Raw genomic sequence first — 16,566 nt, 5'->3', positions numbered from 1 at the left:
TCCTATAACCGTAAAGGAATCGAAGCCGACCTGCTATTTTTTATTAATTCTATATCTTAAAATGGTTTTCAACTTATCGTGTTCTACTTTTCTAGCATCCGACAGATAAATTTCTCTATGAACAAGCGTTTTTAGCACATAATTGTTTTCATCTATAAACATTTTTAATTGTTGGAATGATTCAGGTTCACTATCATATGAACCAATATGCAAGATTTGCACCGATAAGCCATCTTCTAATTCATCAAAATATGCCTCTTTCAATAGGGGGTGAGGTTTCTTTTTATTTACTATCTCAAAAGCTCTTTCTACCGTCTCTCTTGTTACAAAATCCGGTTGTCTTATCATTATTGTATATAGTAATTCATCTTTTATTAAATCCTTGTGATTTCTACCTTCCTCTGTCAAATCCCATAATCCTTCGAGTGGATATACCGTATAATCAAAATAACCCTCCGGAGTAAATCCATTTTTAGGCATCATTTTCACCGCATAGGACAGAGAGTATAGAACCCCGACTCTTTCTAAAAAATCCTCATGATTAGGATTACCTTTACCTTTTATACAGATGAATTTCTGTTTCCCAACTTCTAATAATTGCGGCTTAGCTTTGGGTTGATATAACTCCTTTTCATGCTTTCTATATTCATGTTTTGGCATTTTGCTTCCCCCTATCTTTTTCTGTATTCTAGCATAGCGAACATGACGTCTATGCGTCATATTCGGTTTCAATTCCTCCGCTCCTCCTATCCGTCAATTACGCCTTTATTCGACTTTTGGTCTGGACTTATCCTTTTTCACGGATTATAATAACGAATGCACACCAAAAGACGAACATTAAGGCGGAAATCATGAGAAAATATATGCAAATATTCCTAGGCACTTCATTTTCTAGCCTATCCCCAAAAGAAATTCAAATTTTAAAGGACCATCTCTTCTGTATCAACACGGATGGGATGATAGAAATGATTGTTGCACCGAAGCACCCCGACTATCAACCCTTGCTTGATGCTTATCAAGGTCAGGACAATTTTCATGTATTAGCTGAAGGCCAGTATTTTTTGCCCGGCTTTATCGACCTGCATGTTCACGCGCCACAATGGGCTCAATCTGGAACTGCATTAGATATTCCACTCTATGATTGGCTAAATACTTATACCTTCCCACTGGAGTCTAAATTCTCGGACCTGGCTTTTGCAAAAAAAGTCTACGATGACGTGGTTGGCACTTTGCTCGCAAACGGAACAACTACAGCACTTTATTTTGCAACGGTGCATAAAGAGGCCAGTTTATTATTGGCTAAAATATGTGCGGAAAAAGGGCAACGTGGACTCGTTGGAAAAGTGGTTATGGACGATCCGCAGGGAAATCCTGAGAATTACCGCGACTCCGACACCCATACCGCACTAGTGGATACGGAAGAATTTATACTAGCTGTACAAGAACTCGCTAAATCTACTAAACAAGGCGTATATCCAGTAGTGACACCAAGGTTCATTCCAAGCTGCACTAATGAGGCTTTACAAGGCTTGGGAGAACTAGCCGCTAAATATGATACGTATGTTCAATCGCACTGTAGTGAAAGTGATTGGGCGCACGGTTATGTGCAAGAACGGTTCCAGAAAAACGATGCTTTTGCCTTGCATGATTTTGGTCTGCTCAGTGATAAATCTGTAATGGCACATTGTAATTTTTTAGATGAAGATGATGTGAATTTGTTTGCAGAGACAGGAACAGCTATTGCTCATTGTCCGATATCCAACGCGTATTTTGCCAATAGTGTTATTCCGATCGCTGACTTCCATGCCAAAGGCGTGGAGATTGGTTTAGGCTCTGATATTTCCGGAGGTTTTTCACCTAGTCTCTTCGATAACATTAGACAAGCCGTAATGTCTTCAAGAATGCTGGAGGATGGTGTGAATCCTTCCCTGTCTGCACCAAATCGCGGAGTACCCGGATCACGGATTACGATCCATGAATCCTTTTATCTTGCTACCGCTGGCGGCGGGGAAAGCTTAAGCTTACCTATCGGCCGGTTACTAGAAGGTTATACCTGGGATGTTCAAATTATTGATACGAAATTACCGTCGGCGAAATTGCCCATCTTTGATGAGAATGAGGATTTGCAAGATATTTTTCAAAAGATAATGTATCTGGCCCGGCCTGAAAATATCCGTGAAGTCTGGGTACAGGGTGAAAAAGTTCATTCGCGTTAAAGATTAATTAAACTAAAAAACTTAAGGTGGGCATCGGAGTGAAAACACAAGCAAACGTACAAGAGCAAGCACATTTGGAATCACAGCTATTAACTGTCCTACCCGATGAAAAAGTTTCATTTAGTAAATCCGTCATTCTCGGTTTTCAACATGTATTGGCTATGGATGTCTATGTAGTGCCATTCCTTATTGCGATGTTAATCGGCTTACAACCCAATCAGTCCAGCGCGTTAATCCAATCCACCTTTATTGCCGCAGGACTTGCAACGATTGTGCAAACCTATTTCTGTATGAAGCTGCCTATCGCTCAAGGTCCTTCTTATGTTCCGCTTGGTGCGATCGTCAGTATTTATGCGGCTAGTGGTGGCGGGGAGCTCGGTTGGAGCTCCGTGTTAGGTGCCAGCTTAATCGGGGCCATCCTGGTTATTATTTTGGGCTATGCTGGAATTTTTAATAAAATCGTCAAAAACTTTATCCCACCTATCGTAGGAGGCACAATCATTTTCATTGTAGGTCTATCTTTATTGCCTGTTGCGATCAGAGATAATATCTACGGAGCCTCCGGCGCTTCAATTAATCAAAACGTATTATTAGCCCTTATTTCAGGCGCTACACTGCTTATTTTTGTGATTCTCGGTACTTTGTTCCGTAATAAAGGATCTATCTTCCGAATTCTTTCCGTAATGATGGCGTTAGTAGTCGGATGTATTTCCGCTAATATTATGGGCGTTTTAGATTTCTCAGCGATAAGCAACGCTAAATGGTTTAGCATGCCGCGGATCGCTTTTGTTGATTTCGGCTTTTCCTTCAACTTTTCAGCTATTATCACCATGGTTATTATTTATATCGTGCTGCTGGCTGAAACAACAGGCACCTGGTTTGCGGTCAGCAATGTAATCAATAAACCTTTGACAGACAAAAATATTAACCGCGGCGTAATTGGAGAAGGAATTGGCTGTCTTATTGCCTCTGTGCTCGGTTCGACTCCTGTTACAGGTTATTCAACTAATGCAGGGATCATCTCCATTACAGGTGTTGCCAGCCGCCGGGTCTTTCTCGCTGTAGGAGGATGGTTTGTCCTCTTTGGTTGTTCTGGTAAACTCGCCGCTTTGATCTCTTCCATTCCATCCGCTGTAATCGGCGGCGTCTTCGCCATCATCTGCGGCATCATCGCAATTAATGGTGTGCAAGTAATGAAGAATGTAACTATCGGCGAAAAAGAAATGTACATTATTGCCTTACCTATGATCATCACCTTGGCGTTGGTACTCATTCCTGGTGACTACTTGAACTCTTTACCTACATTCGTGCAGTATTTATTAGGCTCACCTATCCTAGCTGCTTCATTGGCAGCGATCTTATTGAATAAATTATTACCTAGTGGAAAATAGAAAATAAAAAGGAGCAGCCCCTAAAGGAATCGATAGATCTCCTTTAGGGGCTGTCTTTTTTAAAGATCATCCCATATTGGCCCCTGTCCACTGCCTATTTCGATCCTTAAAGGCGTTTGACTAGACCAGGCTAAAGTCCCTGAATATATTGTTATTATTTATCCTATTCAAGGGCTTTTATTAAATGGTGGGGGTGATCATTCTGGCTATCCGTTACAGCATCATAATTCCAACCTATAACCGACTTCAGCAGCTGCTACTTACACTCACTTCATTCGAGACACAGACCTATCCCAAGGATCGATTCGAGGTGATCGTCGCAGATGACGGTTCTACAGATGGTACCAAGGAAATGGTCGAAAGCTTTCAAACTTCTTATCCGCTTATTTATGTCGCTCAGCAGGAACAACGCGGCCGTTCTGCCGTGAGAAATCTGGGGCTGAGTCAGGCAAAAGGGAAATACGTCATCTTCTGCGATGCGGATTTTCTAGTATTCCCTGACTTCATTAGGATCGTAAACCAGTATCACCGTAAATATCCTAAGTCCATAATTTCAGGTATTCCACACTCATGGGATGACGCTTATACCCACTACTACCCAGACTTTTCTCCTGAAGAAAAAGAGCATTGCCGCAATACACTTTCGCCTTCTAACTTATGGAATCCCGACTTCGAATCAGCGACTGAAATCATCCCATTAATCACACCCAATGATATCCTTCAGCAGACGGAGACGTTATCAAAAGTCACCTTTCCCTCAAGAGTTCCTCCAAATACTAAAAAACAATTTGCCAGCACAGATGTAGCCCCTTGGATGTTACTCGTCACACGTTGTGTGTCCATAAGACGCAGCCAATTAACTCGTGCTGGAGGTTTTAATGAACAGTTTATCCTCTATGGACTCGAAGATTGGGACCTTGGGTATCGACTGCATCGATTAAAAATCCCTTTTCACAGCATCAAAGAAGTTGTCGGCGTTCACCAAGAACATCCAACCCACTTCAGAGGAAACCTCATAAATATTGAGAATCTAAAAATCATGTTCAAAAGCTACGGGTTCAATGACTCCTCCCTAAATCTGTTCGCCCTTGTTCCCCCAAACGAAGACTTAGAGAAGTATAAACATACTTTACGGGTCTTGCGCAGAGGATACCGAACGAAGTTAACCCGTTCATCAGCAATATTAATGAGAAGAACGTTACGGATTGCCGCCAAACAGCTCTATGAACCCAAGGATACCGCCGTATACCAAGAGTCGTTAAGACGGATAAGTGTAAAAGTAAAGAGAAGAAAAAGCCGGGTTGCCCGGGTTTTGCGAGAGATTTTGGTGAAGGCTGAAAAACTGGGAGAATGATATCTAAAAACACATTAAGCCGGGCATCAAATGATGTCCGGTTTTCACTTATTTTCTCAATTTATTGGGTAGCGGAATATGCCTAATCGACTCAATGGGATGATAGAGCAGCATCCACGGACCAGAAAAACGCATAACCCCTTTAATTCTTTGGCGATAATCCGGTTTGTAACAATGAACAGGACATTTGGCACAAGCTGTTTTCTCTTCACCAAATTTACAATAGGCTAGCCTCTTCAGCGCATACTCATTTAATTCCTGACATTCCTCACAAAACCCCTTATGATGATGTTTTTTCTTACAATATATACGAATCATTTTGGTAACAAGCTCTTGTTCTTTTTGAATTTTAGGACCCTCATTTAACTGCCGGTTTACCTTTGTTATCATATATGAACCCCCTTGTAACTTGTACAATAAGATCTCATGTAATTATAAAGGGTAACCCTACTGTGAAACCAGCCTTAACGCTGAACCTCCTTAATTCCCTCACATACCGGGGATGAAAGCGATAATTGTATAAATCAAATTTTTTAAAAAAAACTTGTAACGTTTATAGCTTTTTACGGATATATAACTTGAGGAGGTGAATGGATGCAGGACAACGAGCAATTATACAGGGAATATTCAACCCAAGTATATAAATTCGTATTTAGCCTTTGTCATAATCACTTGCTGGCAGAAGAAATTACCCAAGAAACTTTTTATAGAGCTATAAAATCGATAGACAAATACGATGGGACCTGCAAAGTATACGTATGGCTCTGTCAAATTGCTAAACATGTGTGGTATCAGGAGCTGGACAAGCAGCGCAAGCGGAAGTCTGAGGAATTAGAAGACGCTTCTTTGGCTAACGCAAATTCAACAGAATCCCAGTTCATTTTTGCTCAGGACAAAATGGATTTATTTAAACAACTTCATTTACTTGATCCAAATACCAAAGAAGTATTATATCTGCGTTTAACCGGAGAATTCAGTTTTCGGGAAATTGGCGAAATTCTTGGAAGAGATGAAACCTGGGCAAGAGTTACCTTTTACCGTGGAAAACAAAAATTGATGAAAGGAAGATCTTCATGAAATGCGAGATTATTCAGGATTTATTACCTTCCTATATTGAAAAGCTAACCTCTGTACATAGTAACGAAGAAATCGAAAAACACCTGAAATCCTGTGAAAGCTGCCTTCAATCCTATAATGAAATGACCGCCACAGCAAATCTAAGTGTGCCTATTATTGATAAAGAGGAAGTTAACAAACTCAATTATTTTAAAAAAGTGAAAAAAAAGAATATAAAAACTCTCATTTTTTCCGTCTTATCGGTACTTATACTGGCTACGGCCCTTATTGGTTTTTTTGTTATCGGTTTCCCTGTATCCTCTAAAGATGTAGTCATAGATTATCAGAAGACAAAGGATCGTTTGGAGGTTCATCTAACTTTGGAAAATGGCAAGGACCTCGTGTTCTCAGGAAAAACTAAATTTATCCGCGATGAGAATAATAATGTAATCGGTTCTGAAACTAGGTATACGCCTAGAGGTTTACTTCATAATCCCTTTGATGATGTAGGAAAAAAAGTTATGTTGGGGACGGAGATTCATACCGATCTGGATTTTCCAAACAAGTTTATTCTTGAATTCAAAGATAAAACTATGACGTTTGTTAATGGTGTTTTAGTGGAGTAGACATGCCGCAAAAATAAAAAAAGACACCTTTCAAGGTGTCTTTCGCTTTACACCTACCAAAAAAGTTAGCATTTTTGTTCGTTTTTTCGCTAAAATATAGGGTTATCGATTTACTAAAAGTATCTTATAATAAAATTACACATGGATATTTCACCCCTTTGTGAACGCGCGTTTATAGATTGACCCATTAACCACTTAATAGGAGGAATGGTTATGCAATATGGTTGTTTTGATGAAAAAAACAAGGAATACCTCATTACCAAGCCGAATACGCCTGCCCCTTGGGCGAATTACCTCGGCTCGCCGGAATATGGCGCGATCATCTCAGGTAACGCAGGCGGTTATAGCTTTGTAAAATCTGGCGCAAATGGGCGGCATATCCGTTACCACTTCAACTCTAAGGACGAGCCCGGACGCTATATTTACGTGAGAGATTTGGAGAACGGGGATTATTGGTCCGGCTCCTGGCAGCCTGTGGGTAAAGATCTGGAGCAATATAAGTCCGTATGCCATCATGGAACCGGATACACGAACCTCGTCTCGGATTACGATAACATCCATACAGAATCATTATATTATGTGCCACTGAACAAAACCTACGAGGTGTGGCGCATGAAGGTGCGCAATGATGACTCCAAAGCACGCAAGCTGGCTCTCTTCGGATTTGTTGAATTAACCAACAATAACAACTACGAGCAGGATACCGTCAACCTTCAGTACACTTTGTTTATTTCACGGACCTACTATAAAAATAATATGATCCTTCAAGTCATCAATGAAAACACCCCCGAAGAACAGACCTGGAGATTCTTCGGCGCTGCAGGTGCAGAAGTTACCGCTTATGACGGTGACCGGGATACGTTCCTAGGCGATTACCGCAGTTATGGCAATCCAGCCTCTGTGGAGAACGGCCAATGCTCCAATTCATTAAACTACAATACTAACTCCTGCGGTGCCCTGCAGATTAACGTAGATTTGCAGCCGGGAGAAGAGAAAGAAATCGCATTTCTACTGGGACAGTATGATGAGAAAGGCGCTTCCGAGATTCTCAGCCATTATAAAGACTTGTCCGTGGTAGATAAAGAACTCGAAGAGTTAAAAGCATTCTGGCACAGCAAGCTTAACCGCTTCCAGGTCCAGACACCAAGCGATAACCTGAACAACATGATCAACACTTGGAATGCATATCAATGCTTTATCACTTTCATCTGGTCACGAGCAGCCTCTTTCCAATACTCCGGTCTTCGTAATGGACTGGGCTATCGGGATACGGTGCAGGATATTCAAGGCATCATTCATCTGGATCATGAGATGGCCCTTGAACGTCTTAGACTGATGATATCCGCCCAGGTTTCCAACGGCGGTGGACTTCCGTTGGTGAAATTTGACCACAATCCTGGGCATGAGGGCACACCGGATGATCCGGAATATGTACGGGAAACTGGTCATCCCCATTATCGGGCCGATGACGCTTTATGGCTGTTCCCAACCGTCATTAAATACTTGAATGAAAGTGGCAACTGGGATTTTACAGATGAAATAATCCCTTATTCGGATAAAGGTGAGGGCACTGTGTACGAGCATTTGCGCCAGGCGCTTCAGTTCAGTCTGGATCGTATGGGCGCACACGGCATGCCGGTTGGGCTTCATGCCGACTGGAACGATTGTCTACGGCTTGGAGCGAAGGGCGAGTCGTTGTTCGTCGCATTCCAGCTGTATATGGCATTCAAGGTGTTCATGGAAATTGCACAAAATAAGAACAAGCCTGAAGACATTCAATGGGCGCAGGGCCTGCTTGATGAGCTGGACGATAACATTCAAAAGCACGCTTGGGAGAACGATCAATTCGTCCGCGGATTTACAGAAGACAACTATACCATCGGCTCCTGGGAGAATGATGAGGCCAAAATTTGGCTTAATCCGCAAAGCTGGGCCGTATTAAGCGGTGCAGCCCGCCCGGATCAGGCGAAGCTCTCCATGGACAAAGTGTATGAGAATCTGCGGACCGATTACGGCACTATGTTATTCTACCCACCGTTCCGTGAATACGGTTTGCCAGTAGCGTTGATGGCTCTTTTCAACGCCTCAACTAAGGAAAACGGCGGCATCTTCAGCCAGCCGCAGGGATGGCTCATTCTGGCGGAAACCATGATTGGCAACGGTGGGCGCGCGTTCGAATACTTCCTGAATTGCAGTCCGGCCAGCATGAACGATAAGGCCGAAATCCGCAAACTCGAGCCTTATGTACATGGCCAGTTTGTCGAGTCCAAGGACAGCCCATATCAAGGCCGGGCGCATGTCCACTGGCTGACCGGCACCGCTTCAACCGTGATGGTCTCCTTGGTGGAAGGCATTATGGGGGTTCAACCGCAATTTGATGGCCTTCGCCTCAACCCGTGTGTTCCTTCCGACTGGACAGACTTTTCCATGGTCCGGGAATTCCGTGGGAAGAAGCTGAACATCCAGGTGGAGAACAAGAAGGGTGTACAAAAAGGGGTTACCCATATCGTTATTAACGGTGAAGAAATTCAAGGCAACCTGATCCCGGTGGCCAAAATGGCGCCAGAAAACAACGTGCTCGTTATTATGGGTTAAGGCGTATTTATGAGGAATAGATAGGAGGACGGACCGATAAGATGCGTCCTCCTGTTTTTACAATTAGAACGAGGCTTGTACACTTGCCTTCCGGCTCTATGACCGCGATTGAGCTGGATACAATTGACGAAAAAAAGACTGCCGGGACCTTCCCGACAGCCTGAACTCATTCTCATAATTGGCAAACCAAGTTTCTTCGCCTGTAACAATTCTCTACAACCTCGGGTCGATCTCTTTCTCCTTCGTTACCTCGAATAACAAGTTTGCTGCAATTTGCTTGTAGTCCTCGTTGTCAGACGAGATCTCATCCAGCTTCACTTCTAGCATTTGTCTGCCCAGCCGGTGTTCGATTAAGGTCGTACGAAGCTTAGGAGCGATATTCTTCTGCTTCATCAGCTTGGCATACTTATGTGGAAACTTGTAGTCGTACCCGTAGATGATCGACAGGTAGCCCGGATTGCGGACCTTCATGTATGGGACTACCCCCTGCTGTTCTTGCTCCGGTTTGATTACAATTCCCTCCATATGTTTCTCTACCGTTATCTTTGCGAAATACTCCTCTGCTCTGATGTAAGCATCAGGCTCTTTCAAGTCCAGAACCAGAGATTCATCATCATTTAAGAACCTGTATAGTTCCGAGGTTTTGCCGTCAGGTAACCGTTCATCGCCATTCTCCAGCACTTCCTTCAGGATTGCAAAAGGTTTGTACGCTAATTCCGCATCACCTGCATACAACTCCAGTTGCTGTTTGTATACTCGGTAGGCTTCCTCACGCTGGTCAAGATCTACATACGATTCTCTTATGTCACGGACATGCTTAAAAGTCTGGTAAACATGAGACCCATAGTTGTTGTTAAGCGCCTCTTTCGACAAATGGTGCTGGTCTTGTTCAAAGCCGCTTGCTTCAAAATCCTGTATCAGTTTACCCAGTGACTCCTCAAATCCATATTGTCTTAAGAAATCCAGCTCTGTCTCCAGCGACTTGCCAATCGGCCGGAACTGACGCTCAATTAACCCATCCCCAAGCGCTTTCCATGGCAGAAGCTCGCCATCCAGTAAAAGCACACGGACCCCCTGCTCAGCCATATAGGTTCCGAATTTATGAAGCAGCTGTTCGTAGATAGGCGTCAGATCGACCGCCTGAACCTTATAGCCGTTCCGGCTAATTGCGTAACACTGCTCTATATCCCGATAAAGGTACACACTACAGCGTGATCCCATATATTTAGGCTGCAGGACGACTTCAGATATACGACGCTCGGCAAAATAATCCAACCCTTTTCGCAGAGACTCAAGCTCACCGGCAGCCACATCCTTATCCGCAGGTGACATCGTCCCGGAGATGAAGTTGACCCGGTTCTGCGAGGAATACTGCAGTCTGCGCACAGACTCGTAATCAAGCTCCAACAAGGATACGGTTGGCTTTTCCCGGAACAGGATAGGTAGCTCTTCGTGCACCGTAGTCACATGCGATTTTTGACTTTTATAGAAAGGTTTAAATGACATGCGAACAGAAGTTAGTTCATTCCCCTGCGCACTCCCTGTGTCGAGGTGGAGTTTGTTTTTGATCCGAAAAGTCTGCTTGGCTGCAATATGTCCGAAGAGATGAAAGGGGTGATTACTAACAGCCTCTTGCTTTAGGAAATCAAGCTGTTCCTCAAAGGAAACCTCACGATCCAGCCGAAAGTTACGCTGATGGCGTAGTGAATTCGTATCCAGCTTACCAATGTACTTATTACGGCAAGGAGCATGAGTAACATAAAAAGAAGGACCTTGCATACCGATATAGCGGTAAAAGGGCTGGGATTGCTCCACTAAATCCGAAAATTTACTAAAAAGCGCGGGGTCCTCCTTAAGCACTTGGGTGGAATCAAAGTACGTTCTTAGCAGTTCCGGATCGGTTCCTTGAATCTCCCCCTTTACGTACTTGTATACAAAGTTCTCGTGATTGCCCATAACAAATAGGAAATACTCGCGGTTATCAAATAAGAACTCAATCGTCTCCCGCGTTTTTTTACCCTTATCAATCCAGTCACCAGCAAGAATGACTCGTGTGTTACTAAGCTTATCTGTTGCACTTAACTTACCTTCGTGCTCCCGATAGCCGTAATTACGTAATAGTCCCTGAAGCTCTTCGACACACTCATGAACATCCCCAACCACAATATACTCTTGTGCTTGTAGAAGTACCGTAGATGCGTAAGTATCCCAATCCTGTATAATCACCCGGTAGTCCGGATTAGGTATCCCTTCACCCTCGAGAATAAAATCTTTAGCACGCACTTTATGAATCTTGTTGTAACCTTCCCGTGACAGAACAGGCAAGACTTCTTTTCTGAGCCGGTTTAAATGATTGGAGATCAGCTTCTTCGAGCGCTCTGAGGCGTAGTAATCCTCCCGTTTGCGGTAATCAAACAGAATAACCTCCAGATTGTAATTATTTTGCCCGGCGATCTCACGGACTTTACTACGATAATCTTCGGATAGCCCAATGGTATCCATCACCACAAACTCCGCATTAATCGGAAAAGAAGTGACTAACTTCAATCTCTCAAACAATAATTGAAAGGTATGCGAACTCGCCTCCAGCATAACCTGATCATACTTATCATAGTCGTAGCCCAATATCTCCTGACGGATACTATCCGAGGATAAATACTGCACATTCGTACGTAAACCTTTGGAGGCATCCTCTAGTTTTAACTGCGGGATCAGAACTTCTTTAGCAAAAGTTGATTTCCCGCATTCCGTTGCTCCTACAAGCAGAAATATGGTATGTACACGCGTTTGAATTTCCACTGTCTATTCCTCCTTTCTTCGCACAATAGCGCATTGCGTCGTACGGATCTCGCCAACCCGGTCACCAACCATCAAATATTCGACCTCGACTGCTAAACCTTGAATCGTATCCAAAACCCATTGCCCGAACGCTTGCTGTCCCATTTCCCACTTGTGATCCTCATGCCGGAATCCTTCCAGCTCATAATAACGATTGAAATCAGCATTCGGTGTGGTCACAATAAGCTGTTGAAAATTCACATTACCGATTATTTGCTGAATAAGCTCTGCTGCCTCACCTTCGCTCATGTGCTCTACAACTTCTGTTAGAATCACATCAACCTGCTCCCCGTTGTACGACTCCAGAAAATGGTCCAGTGAGCCAAAGGTTGCAATGTTATCAATGTCCTTAGCTTTCGCTTTCCGATTCACAACCTCCAGCAGCTCCTCAGCTATATCTACCGCATAATAGGTACTCTCTATTTTCCCGGCAAACGGAATTGCATAGAAACCTTCTCCGCAACCGATGTCCAGAATCGGCTTATTGAATGGAAGCACACTCGAAATAAAAGTACGCCGCTGCATCGCAGTACCGCCATACTCCAGCCCAATAGAATACTGGTCCGTTTGTTCGATGGAGGCTTTATATCGCTTGAACCGTTCCTTTGAGGTAAGGAAATTCCTTGCAAATAGACTTCTTATATAAAAGGGTGCATCAATGACGTTAAGGCTGCGGATATATTTATCCAAAATAGCATCCGAAATATCTATGTACTCATCCCCAAATATGGATAAGAACAAGGACAGCACACCAACAACATGCAAGAGGTGATACAAGCTTTTATGTGTGGTAATCGTCAGTGAATAGCTCTTATGTGCCTGATGCTGCAAGGAGAAGGTATATCCCTTTAAATGCTTTTGGAAAAATTCAATATAGTGTATCCGCTCAACCTGAACCATATTAATGAAAAAAGAATGCTCATATCCTTCCGCATCCCGTTCATCCTGGGCTTTGAAGGGTGTAGAGAAAAACTCATTGACCGCATTAAGCGGAAATAGAGGTGTATTAAACCGGGAGACATTTAAATACTCAAAGCTCTCGCTTCCGTTCTGCTTGTAGGATATATCGTTATCTGCATCCTTAAAATAAACGTTATAAGTTGCCTCATCAGAATACCATCCATAAGCCACTCCCTGACGAACCGGACGAAGCTGCATACCTGTCACTGGATTTTTTTTAATTAAAAAAGTGAATTTTGGATTCGTAGATTTCAGTTGTACAATAGCCACTACCATCTTCCTCCTATCAATCTTTCTATAGGGCCCGTCCCCATACTTCCTGTAAAGCTTCTCGAAATAGAGCATCCAGCTGATGATCTCTGTTGTTCTCCTTAGCATTCAAGGACGCCGCCACCTTATCCAACACTTGGAACTGTTCTTCTAAATAATCGTTAATCACGGTTAGCTGCGGTCCGTAGTCTAGTTCTTCACCGGATTTTTTTCGTGCCAGCAATTGCTGAATCACCTGCCACAGCTCTTCATCCTTCGGAATAAGCCGCTCTACCAGTACATCGAACTCCATCGGCGGCATCTCTCCATATCGGTGAGTCCACTCACAAGCTAGAACGGGACGAAGCACATAAAAGTACTTTTTGATCTTGACCTGTTCGCCTTGCAGATAATCACGGTAGTTCCCTCTTGCCATGTTTAAATAATGGTACATACAAGACTTCCGCGAAAATGTGTACGGGGAGATGCTTCTAAGCTTCTCTGCTATACTGTACTTTTCTGCATATTGAATGGGTGATTGCAGCCACTCCAGCAGCGGTGGATTTGACTTCCGGAATAAATTCAGTGCTTTACGCAAATCCCAGCCATTGATATCAAGCATATTGTTAATAGGACGCTCGATCACATCCCGCTTATCAAAAATAGATAGATACCATTCCGGTTTATGCAGATAAATAAATCTCACATCATAATCACTGTCCTGCGATGGGAATCCCCAGGCCCGGCTGCCTGATTCGCAGGCATACAATATTGTAACTTGCTCCTCATATTCAATCTGTTCCAGCTGCTCACAGATAAGCTTGTTTATAGGATCCATCTTCATCCCTCCAGATCGGTTACTTCCCTATTCTCTACCATTGATACTATTCGAACGCCTCTTCAGAATTGCTTCGGCTTCATGGATCTATCTTCGCTCATCTTCCCTGTAACGAACAGGGCGGAAGTATGGCGGCGGCCAAAAATACTTCCATTTTATTCAACTCTGGTGCTTAATATAATAAGTACTACTATTTCTAATGGATTCGCTACAGGCTGGAGGGATACAAATGGCCCGGGAAAGTTTTGACAAGGAGATTCAATTTCTTCGCATGCTCTCTTTAGCGGGGGGAGCTTACAGCAGACAACAATTCGCCGATCGTCTCGGCATTTCTGTACATACCTATGACAAAACGCTGCGCAACCTGAAGGGCATGGTAACCGTATTACAACAAGACCTGCCTACAGAACAAGGAACGGAACTCTCTGAATGGCTCCGCTATAACTATTATGAATCTGCCGACCCGCTGCTCCTGTTCTTGTTCCGGGCGAAGTCGCTTAAGGAAACGGAGAGCATCCGGCTTACTCTACTATTAACTGCGCTTCAGACTCAGGAGCTAACGGCTAAAGATCTACAGGATGTCTGCAGTGAGCAAATGCCAACCGATTGTCCAATGCCCGATGAGAAGACCATCCGTGGAGATCTGAAATATCTTGAGGAAGTTGGCGTTATTCTTCGTGTAAATGAGGGCCGTCCTTATCGATACAAGGCTGCTAACGATCTGATTGATCAATTATCGGGCGATCAGCTCTTGGATCTTTACGACTATGTTGATGTCATCGCCAACACGCAGACTCCGTCGGTGCAAGGTTACCTGCTGCGCGACACCTTAAAAAAGGTCCTGCGGAAGCGGGGTTATAACCCCGAAGCTACGGAAACCCATAGATACAAGTATAATTATCATTCACGTATTCTTGACGAGGCACACCTATACACAATTTTTGCAGCGATTCAGCAGCGAAAAAAAATTAAGTTTCTATATCTATCCCCTAAAAAGGGCAAAAACTACGCCTCTCAGAATACCAATCCTCTCTTTGAGCGGGAAACAAGGGGCGTCACAGAAACCGTTCTTCCGCTCCGCGTCATCTATGACCATCAATATGGGCGCTGGTATTTAATCGGACATAATTCACGTATGGGCATCATGAAATTCCGAATGGAGGGCCTTACTCAAATTGAGGAGGGCGACACTGTGGAAGAATCAGAGTTTGCTCAGAAACTCAGCAATCTGGAAGAGCAGATGACAAACAGCTGGGTTATAGATACCACCAGTGCAATTAAAGTGGTGGCGAGATTTTATAACCCCAATCGCTCTGGTGTTAATTTTATTCGGGAGCGGGTTGAAGCGCAGGGACAGTGGGGAGTAATTACGGAAGAGTCCGATTCTACATTCCTTTATGAGATCACAGTGAATGGTATTTATGAAATTAAGCCGTGGTTACGAAGCTTTGGTTCGAGCTGCGAGGTATTAGAACCCCCTTGGCTGCGTAAGCAATTTATCGCGGAGTGGAAGGAGATTCACAGCTATTATGAATCCATTTGAGAAAATATTTAACTTCCAAATCATTTCACGCCTCGACGAAGTGGGTTCATTAGCGCTGACCTCCCAGGAACGTTCCTGGCTGAAAACCATGTTAATGCACCCGGCCTCAGAAGCAGCTTTTACACTGGATACCTTAAGTGAATTGAACTCCATATTGGAGGCAGAAGCGTCCACAGAAGTGCAGGGAATTATTATGGAGAAAGCTAAAAGCAAAGAGCGGCAGGTCTATCACCCAATGCTTCGTACACTCCGCCGTATAATCATGCAGAATCAAGCGATCCTTATTACTTTCCATATTAAGCATGGAGGCCAACGAACTGACCAAGCCGGGTTCCCTCATAAGCTGGAATACAACATGTATAAGCGGGAGTGGTATTTGCAATGGTACAGCACCCGGCAACGTTCTCTTATGTCCACTAAACTAAAAAACATTGTTTCTGTTGAAGTAGCTCCCTTCCCTGCCAAACGGATTGATGACTTAAAAGCAAGAATAACGCGATTATTAGAGGATCAGAAAGAATGTGCATGTATTCAAGTCATTCCCACCTTTAATGCTGAGCTGTCCCGAATTCTGTACGCCTTTTCCTGTTTTGATAAATCCGTGTCCTTTGATGAAAATTCGGGCATCTATCGAATCAAAGTCATCTACATGAGAGACGATAGCGAATTCCTATTGTCCAAAATCCGTTTTCTTGGCCTCCGCGTAAAAATCGTCGAGGGTGAGCATCTTAAGCGGCGCATGCTGAAGTCGGCAGCTATGGCGATTGACCGGTATGGGGAATAACCGAGAATTAGTATAGGCTGGTCAACTATCCTGAAGTGCTGAAACTTGCTTATATAGTAAAGTAATAGACACGGTTAAGATGTCTTTTACTTTACTTACAGCAGCTTTCTTAAAAA

General features: G+C 43.5%; 13 protein-coding genes. 8 read left to right on the top strand and 5 right to left on the bottom strand.

All coding sequences use genetic code 11. The features are described from left to right. Window positions 1-33 precede the first annotated feature (33 nt). Window positions 34-732 carry a GyrI-like domain-containing protein gene (locus NSQ50_RS01150; RefSeq protein WP_235219546.1) on the bottom strand — a complete coding sequence of 233 codons (699 nt, stop codon included), beginning with the start codon at window positions 730-732 and terminating at the stop codon, window positions 34-36. Between the two features lie 119 nt (window positions 733-851). Here NSQ50_RS01150 and guaD point away from each other — a divergent pair, with 119 nt between their 5' ends. The 3 genes from guaD (at window position 852) to NSQ50_RS01135 (ending at window position 4,961) form a co-directional block, all read left to right on the top strand. Beyond that, entirely contained in the window at window positions 852-2,216 is a 1,365-nt protein-coding gene (guaD, locus tag NSQ50_RS01145) for a guanine deaminase (RefSeq protein ID WP_038568158.1), read from the top strand. Between the two features lie 38 nt (window positions 2,217-2,254). Continuing rightward, the gene (locus NSQ50_RS01140; protein ID WP_036687191.1) at window positions 2,255-3,607 is read left to right on the top strand and encodes a uracil-xanthine permease family protein; all 1,353 of its coding nucleotides are present in this window, start codon (window positions 2,255-2,257) and stop codon (window positions 3,605-3,607) included. Window positions 3,608-3,809: 202 nt separating this feature from the next. After that, window positions 3,810-4,961 (top strand): glycosyltransferase, encoded by a 1,152-nt coding sequence (locus NSQ50_RS01135; protein ID WP_038573993.1) that lies wholly within the window; start codon window positions 3,810-3,812, stop codon window positions 4,959-4,961. Between the two features lie 48 nt (window positions 4,962-5,009). Here the strand turns inward: NSQ50_RS01135 and NSQ50_RS01130 are convergent, their stop codons facing one another. Beyond that, the gene (locus NSQ50_RS01130) at window positions 5,010-5,351 is read right to left on the bottom strand and encodes a nitrous oxide-stimulated promoter family protein (protein ID WP_036687189.1); all 342 of its coding nucleotides are present in this window, start codon (window positions 5,349-5,351) and stop codon (window positions 5,010-5,012) included. 204 nt (window positions 5,352-5,555) lie between these two features. Between NSQ50_RS01130 and NSQ50_RS01125 the strand changes: the two genes are divergently transcribed. The 3 genes from NSQ50_RS01125 (at window position 5,556) to NSQ50_RS01115 (ending at window position 9,238) form a co-directional block, all read left to right on the top strand. Beyond that, entirely contained in the window at window positions 5,556-6,038 is a 483-nt protein-coding gene (locus tag NSQ50_RS01125) for an RNA polymerase sigma factor (protein ID WP_038568157.1), read from the top strand. After that, the gene (locus NSQ50_RS01120; RefSeq protein WP_038568155.1) at window positions 6,035-6,643 is read left to right on the top strand and encodes a zf-HC2 domain-containing protein; all 609 of its coding nucleotides are present in this window, start codon (window positions 6,035-6,037) and stop codon (window positions 6,641-6,643) included. Before NSQ50_RS01125 ends, NSQ50_RS01120 begins: the two co-directional genes overlap by 4 nt. Before the next feature lie 213 nt (window positions 6,644-6,856). Then, on the top strand, window positions 6,857-9,238 hold the full coding sequence (locus NSQ50_RS01115; RefSeq protein ID WP_038568153.1) for a GH36-type glycosyl hydrolase domain-containing protein: 2,382 nt from the start codon (window positions 6,857-6,859) through the stop codon (window positions 9,236-9,238). Between the two features lie 213 nt (window positions 9,239-9,451). Here NSQ50_RS01115 and NSQ50_RS01110 read toward each other — a convergent pair whose 3' ends face one another. The 3 genes from NSQ50_RS01110 to NSQ50_RS01100 are packed head-to-tail and all read right to left on the bottom strand — an operon-like array spanning window position 9,452 to window position 14,123. Further along, window positions 9,452-12,037, bottom strand: coding sequence for a metallophosphoesterase (locus tag NSQ50_RS01110; RefSeq protein WP_076224806.1), 2,586 nt, complete (start codon window positions 12,035-12,037; stop codon window positions 9,452-9,454). Window positions 12,038-12,040: 3 nt separating this feature from the next. Continuing rightward, a complete protein-coding gene (locus tag NSQ50_RS01105; RefSeq protein WP_036687179.1) occupies window positions 12,041-13,306 on the bottom strand; it encodes a class I SAM-dependent methyltransferase in 1,266 nt (421 codons plus the stop codon). Window positions 13,307-13,331: 25 nt separating this feature from the next. Further along, window positions 13,332-14,123, bottom strand: coding sequence for a nucleotidyltransferase domain-containing protein (locus tag NSQ50_RS01100; RefSeq protein WP_076105209.1), 792 nt, complete (start codon window positions 14,121-14,123; stop codon window positions 13,332-13,334). A gap of 229 nt (window positions 14,124-14,352) precedes the next feature. Here NSQ50_RS01100 and NSQ50_RS01095 point away from each other — a divergent pair, with 229 nt between their 5' ends. Next, window positions 14,353-15,666 carry a helix-turn-helix transcriptional regulator gene (locus NSQ50_RS01095; RefSeq protein ID WP_076224808.1) on the top strand — a complete coding sequence of 438 codons (1,314 nt, stop codon included), beginning with the start codon at window positions 14,353-14,355 and terminating at the stop codon, window positions 15,664-15,666. After that, the gene (locus NSQ50_RS01090; RefSeq protein WP_076224810.1) at window positions 15,653-16,450 is read left to right on the top strand and encodes a WYL domain-containing protein; all 798 of its coding nucleotides are present in this window, start codon (window positions 15,653-15,655) and stop codon (window positions 16,448-16,450) included. Before NSQ50_RS01095 ends, NSQ50_RS01090 begins: the two co-directional genes overlap by 14 nt. The last annotated feature ends 116 nt before the right edge of the window (window positions 16,451-16,566 follow it).

This window comes from Paenibacillus sp. FSL R10-2788 (assembly GCF_038003885.1).
Taxonomy (GTDB): Bacteria; Bacillota; Bacilli; order Paenibacillales; family Paenibacillaceae; genus Paenibacillus_AQ; species Paenibacillus_AQ odorifer.
The sequence above is the reverse complement of the archived record's forward strand: the minus strand, read 5'-3'. Positions and strand labels throughout refer to the sequence as shown.

What these genes read in the sequence shown, in the direction of transcription:
- guaD (WP_038568158.1), top strand. Translation starts at nt 852, where the DNA reads ATGAGAAAATATATGCAAATATTCCTAGGCACTTCATTTTCTAGCCTA.
- NSQ50_RS01130 (WP_036687189.1), bottom strand. Translation starts at nt 5,351, where the DNA reads ATGATAACAAAGGTAAACCGGCAGTTAAATGAGGGTCCTAAAATTCAA.
- NSQ50_RS01125 (WP_038568157.1), top strand. Translation starts at nt 5,556, where the DNA reads ATGCAGGACAACGAGCAATTATACAGGGAATATTCAACCCAAGTATAT.
- NSQ50_RS01120 (WP_038568155.1), top strand. Translation starts at nt 6,035, where the DNA reads ATGAAATGCGAGATTATTCAGGATTTATTACCTTCCTATATTGAAAAG.
- NSQ50_RS01115 (WP_038568153.1), top strand. Translation starts at nt 6,857, where the DNA reads ATGCAATATGGTTGTTTTGATGAAAAAAACAAGGAATACCTCATTACC.
- NSQ50_RS01100 (WP_076105209.1), bottom strand. Translation starts at nt 14,123, where the DNA reads ATGGATCCTATAAACAAGCTTATCTGTGAGCAGCTGGAACAGATTGAA.
- NSQ50_RS01095 (WP_076224808.1), top strand. Translation starts at nt 14,353, where the DNA reads ATGGCCCGGGAAAGTTTTGACAAGGAGATTCAATTTCTTCGCATGCTC.
- NSQ50_RS01090 (WP_076224810.1), top strand. Translation starts at nt 15,653, where the DNA reads ATGAATCCATTTGAGAAAATATTTAACTTCCAAATCATTTCACGCCTC.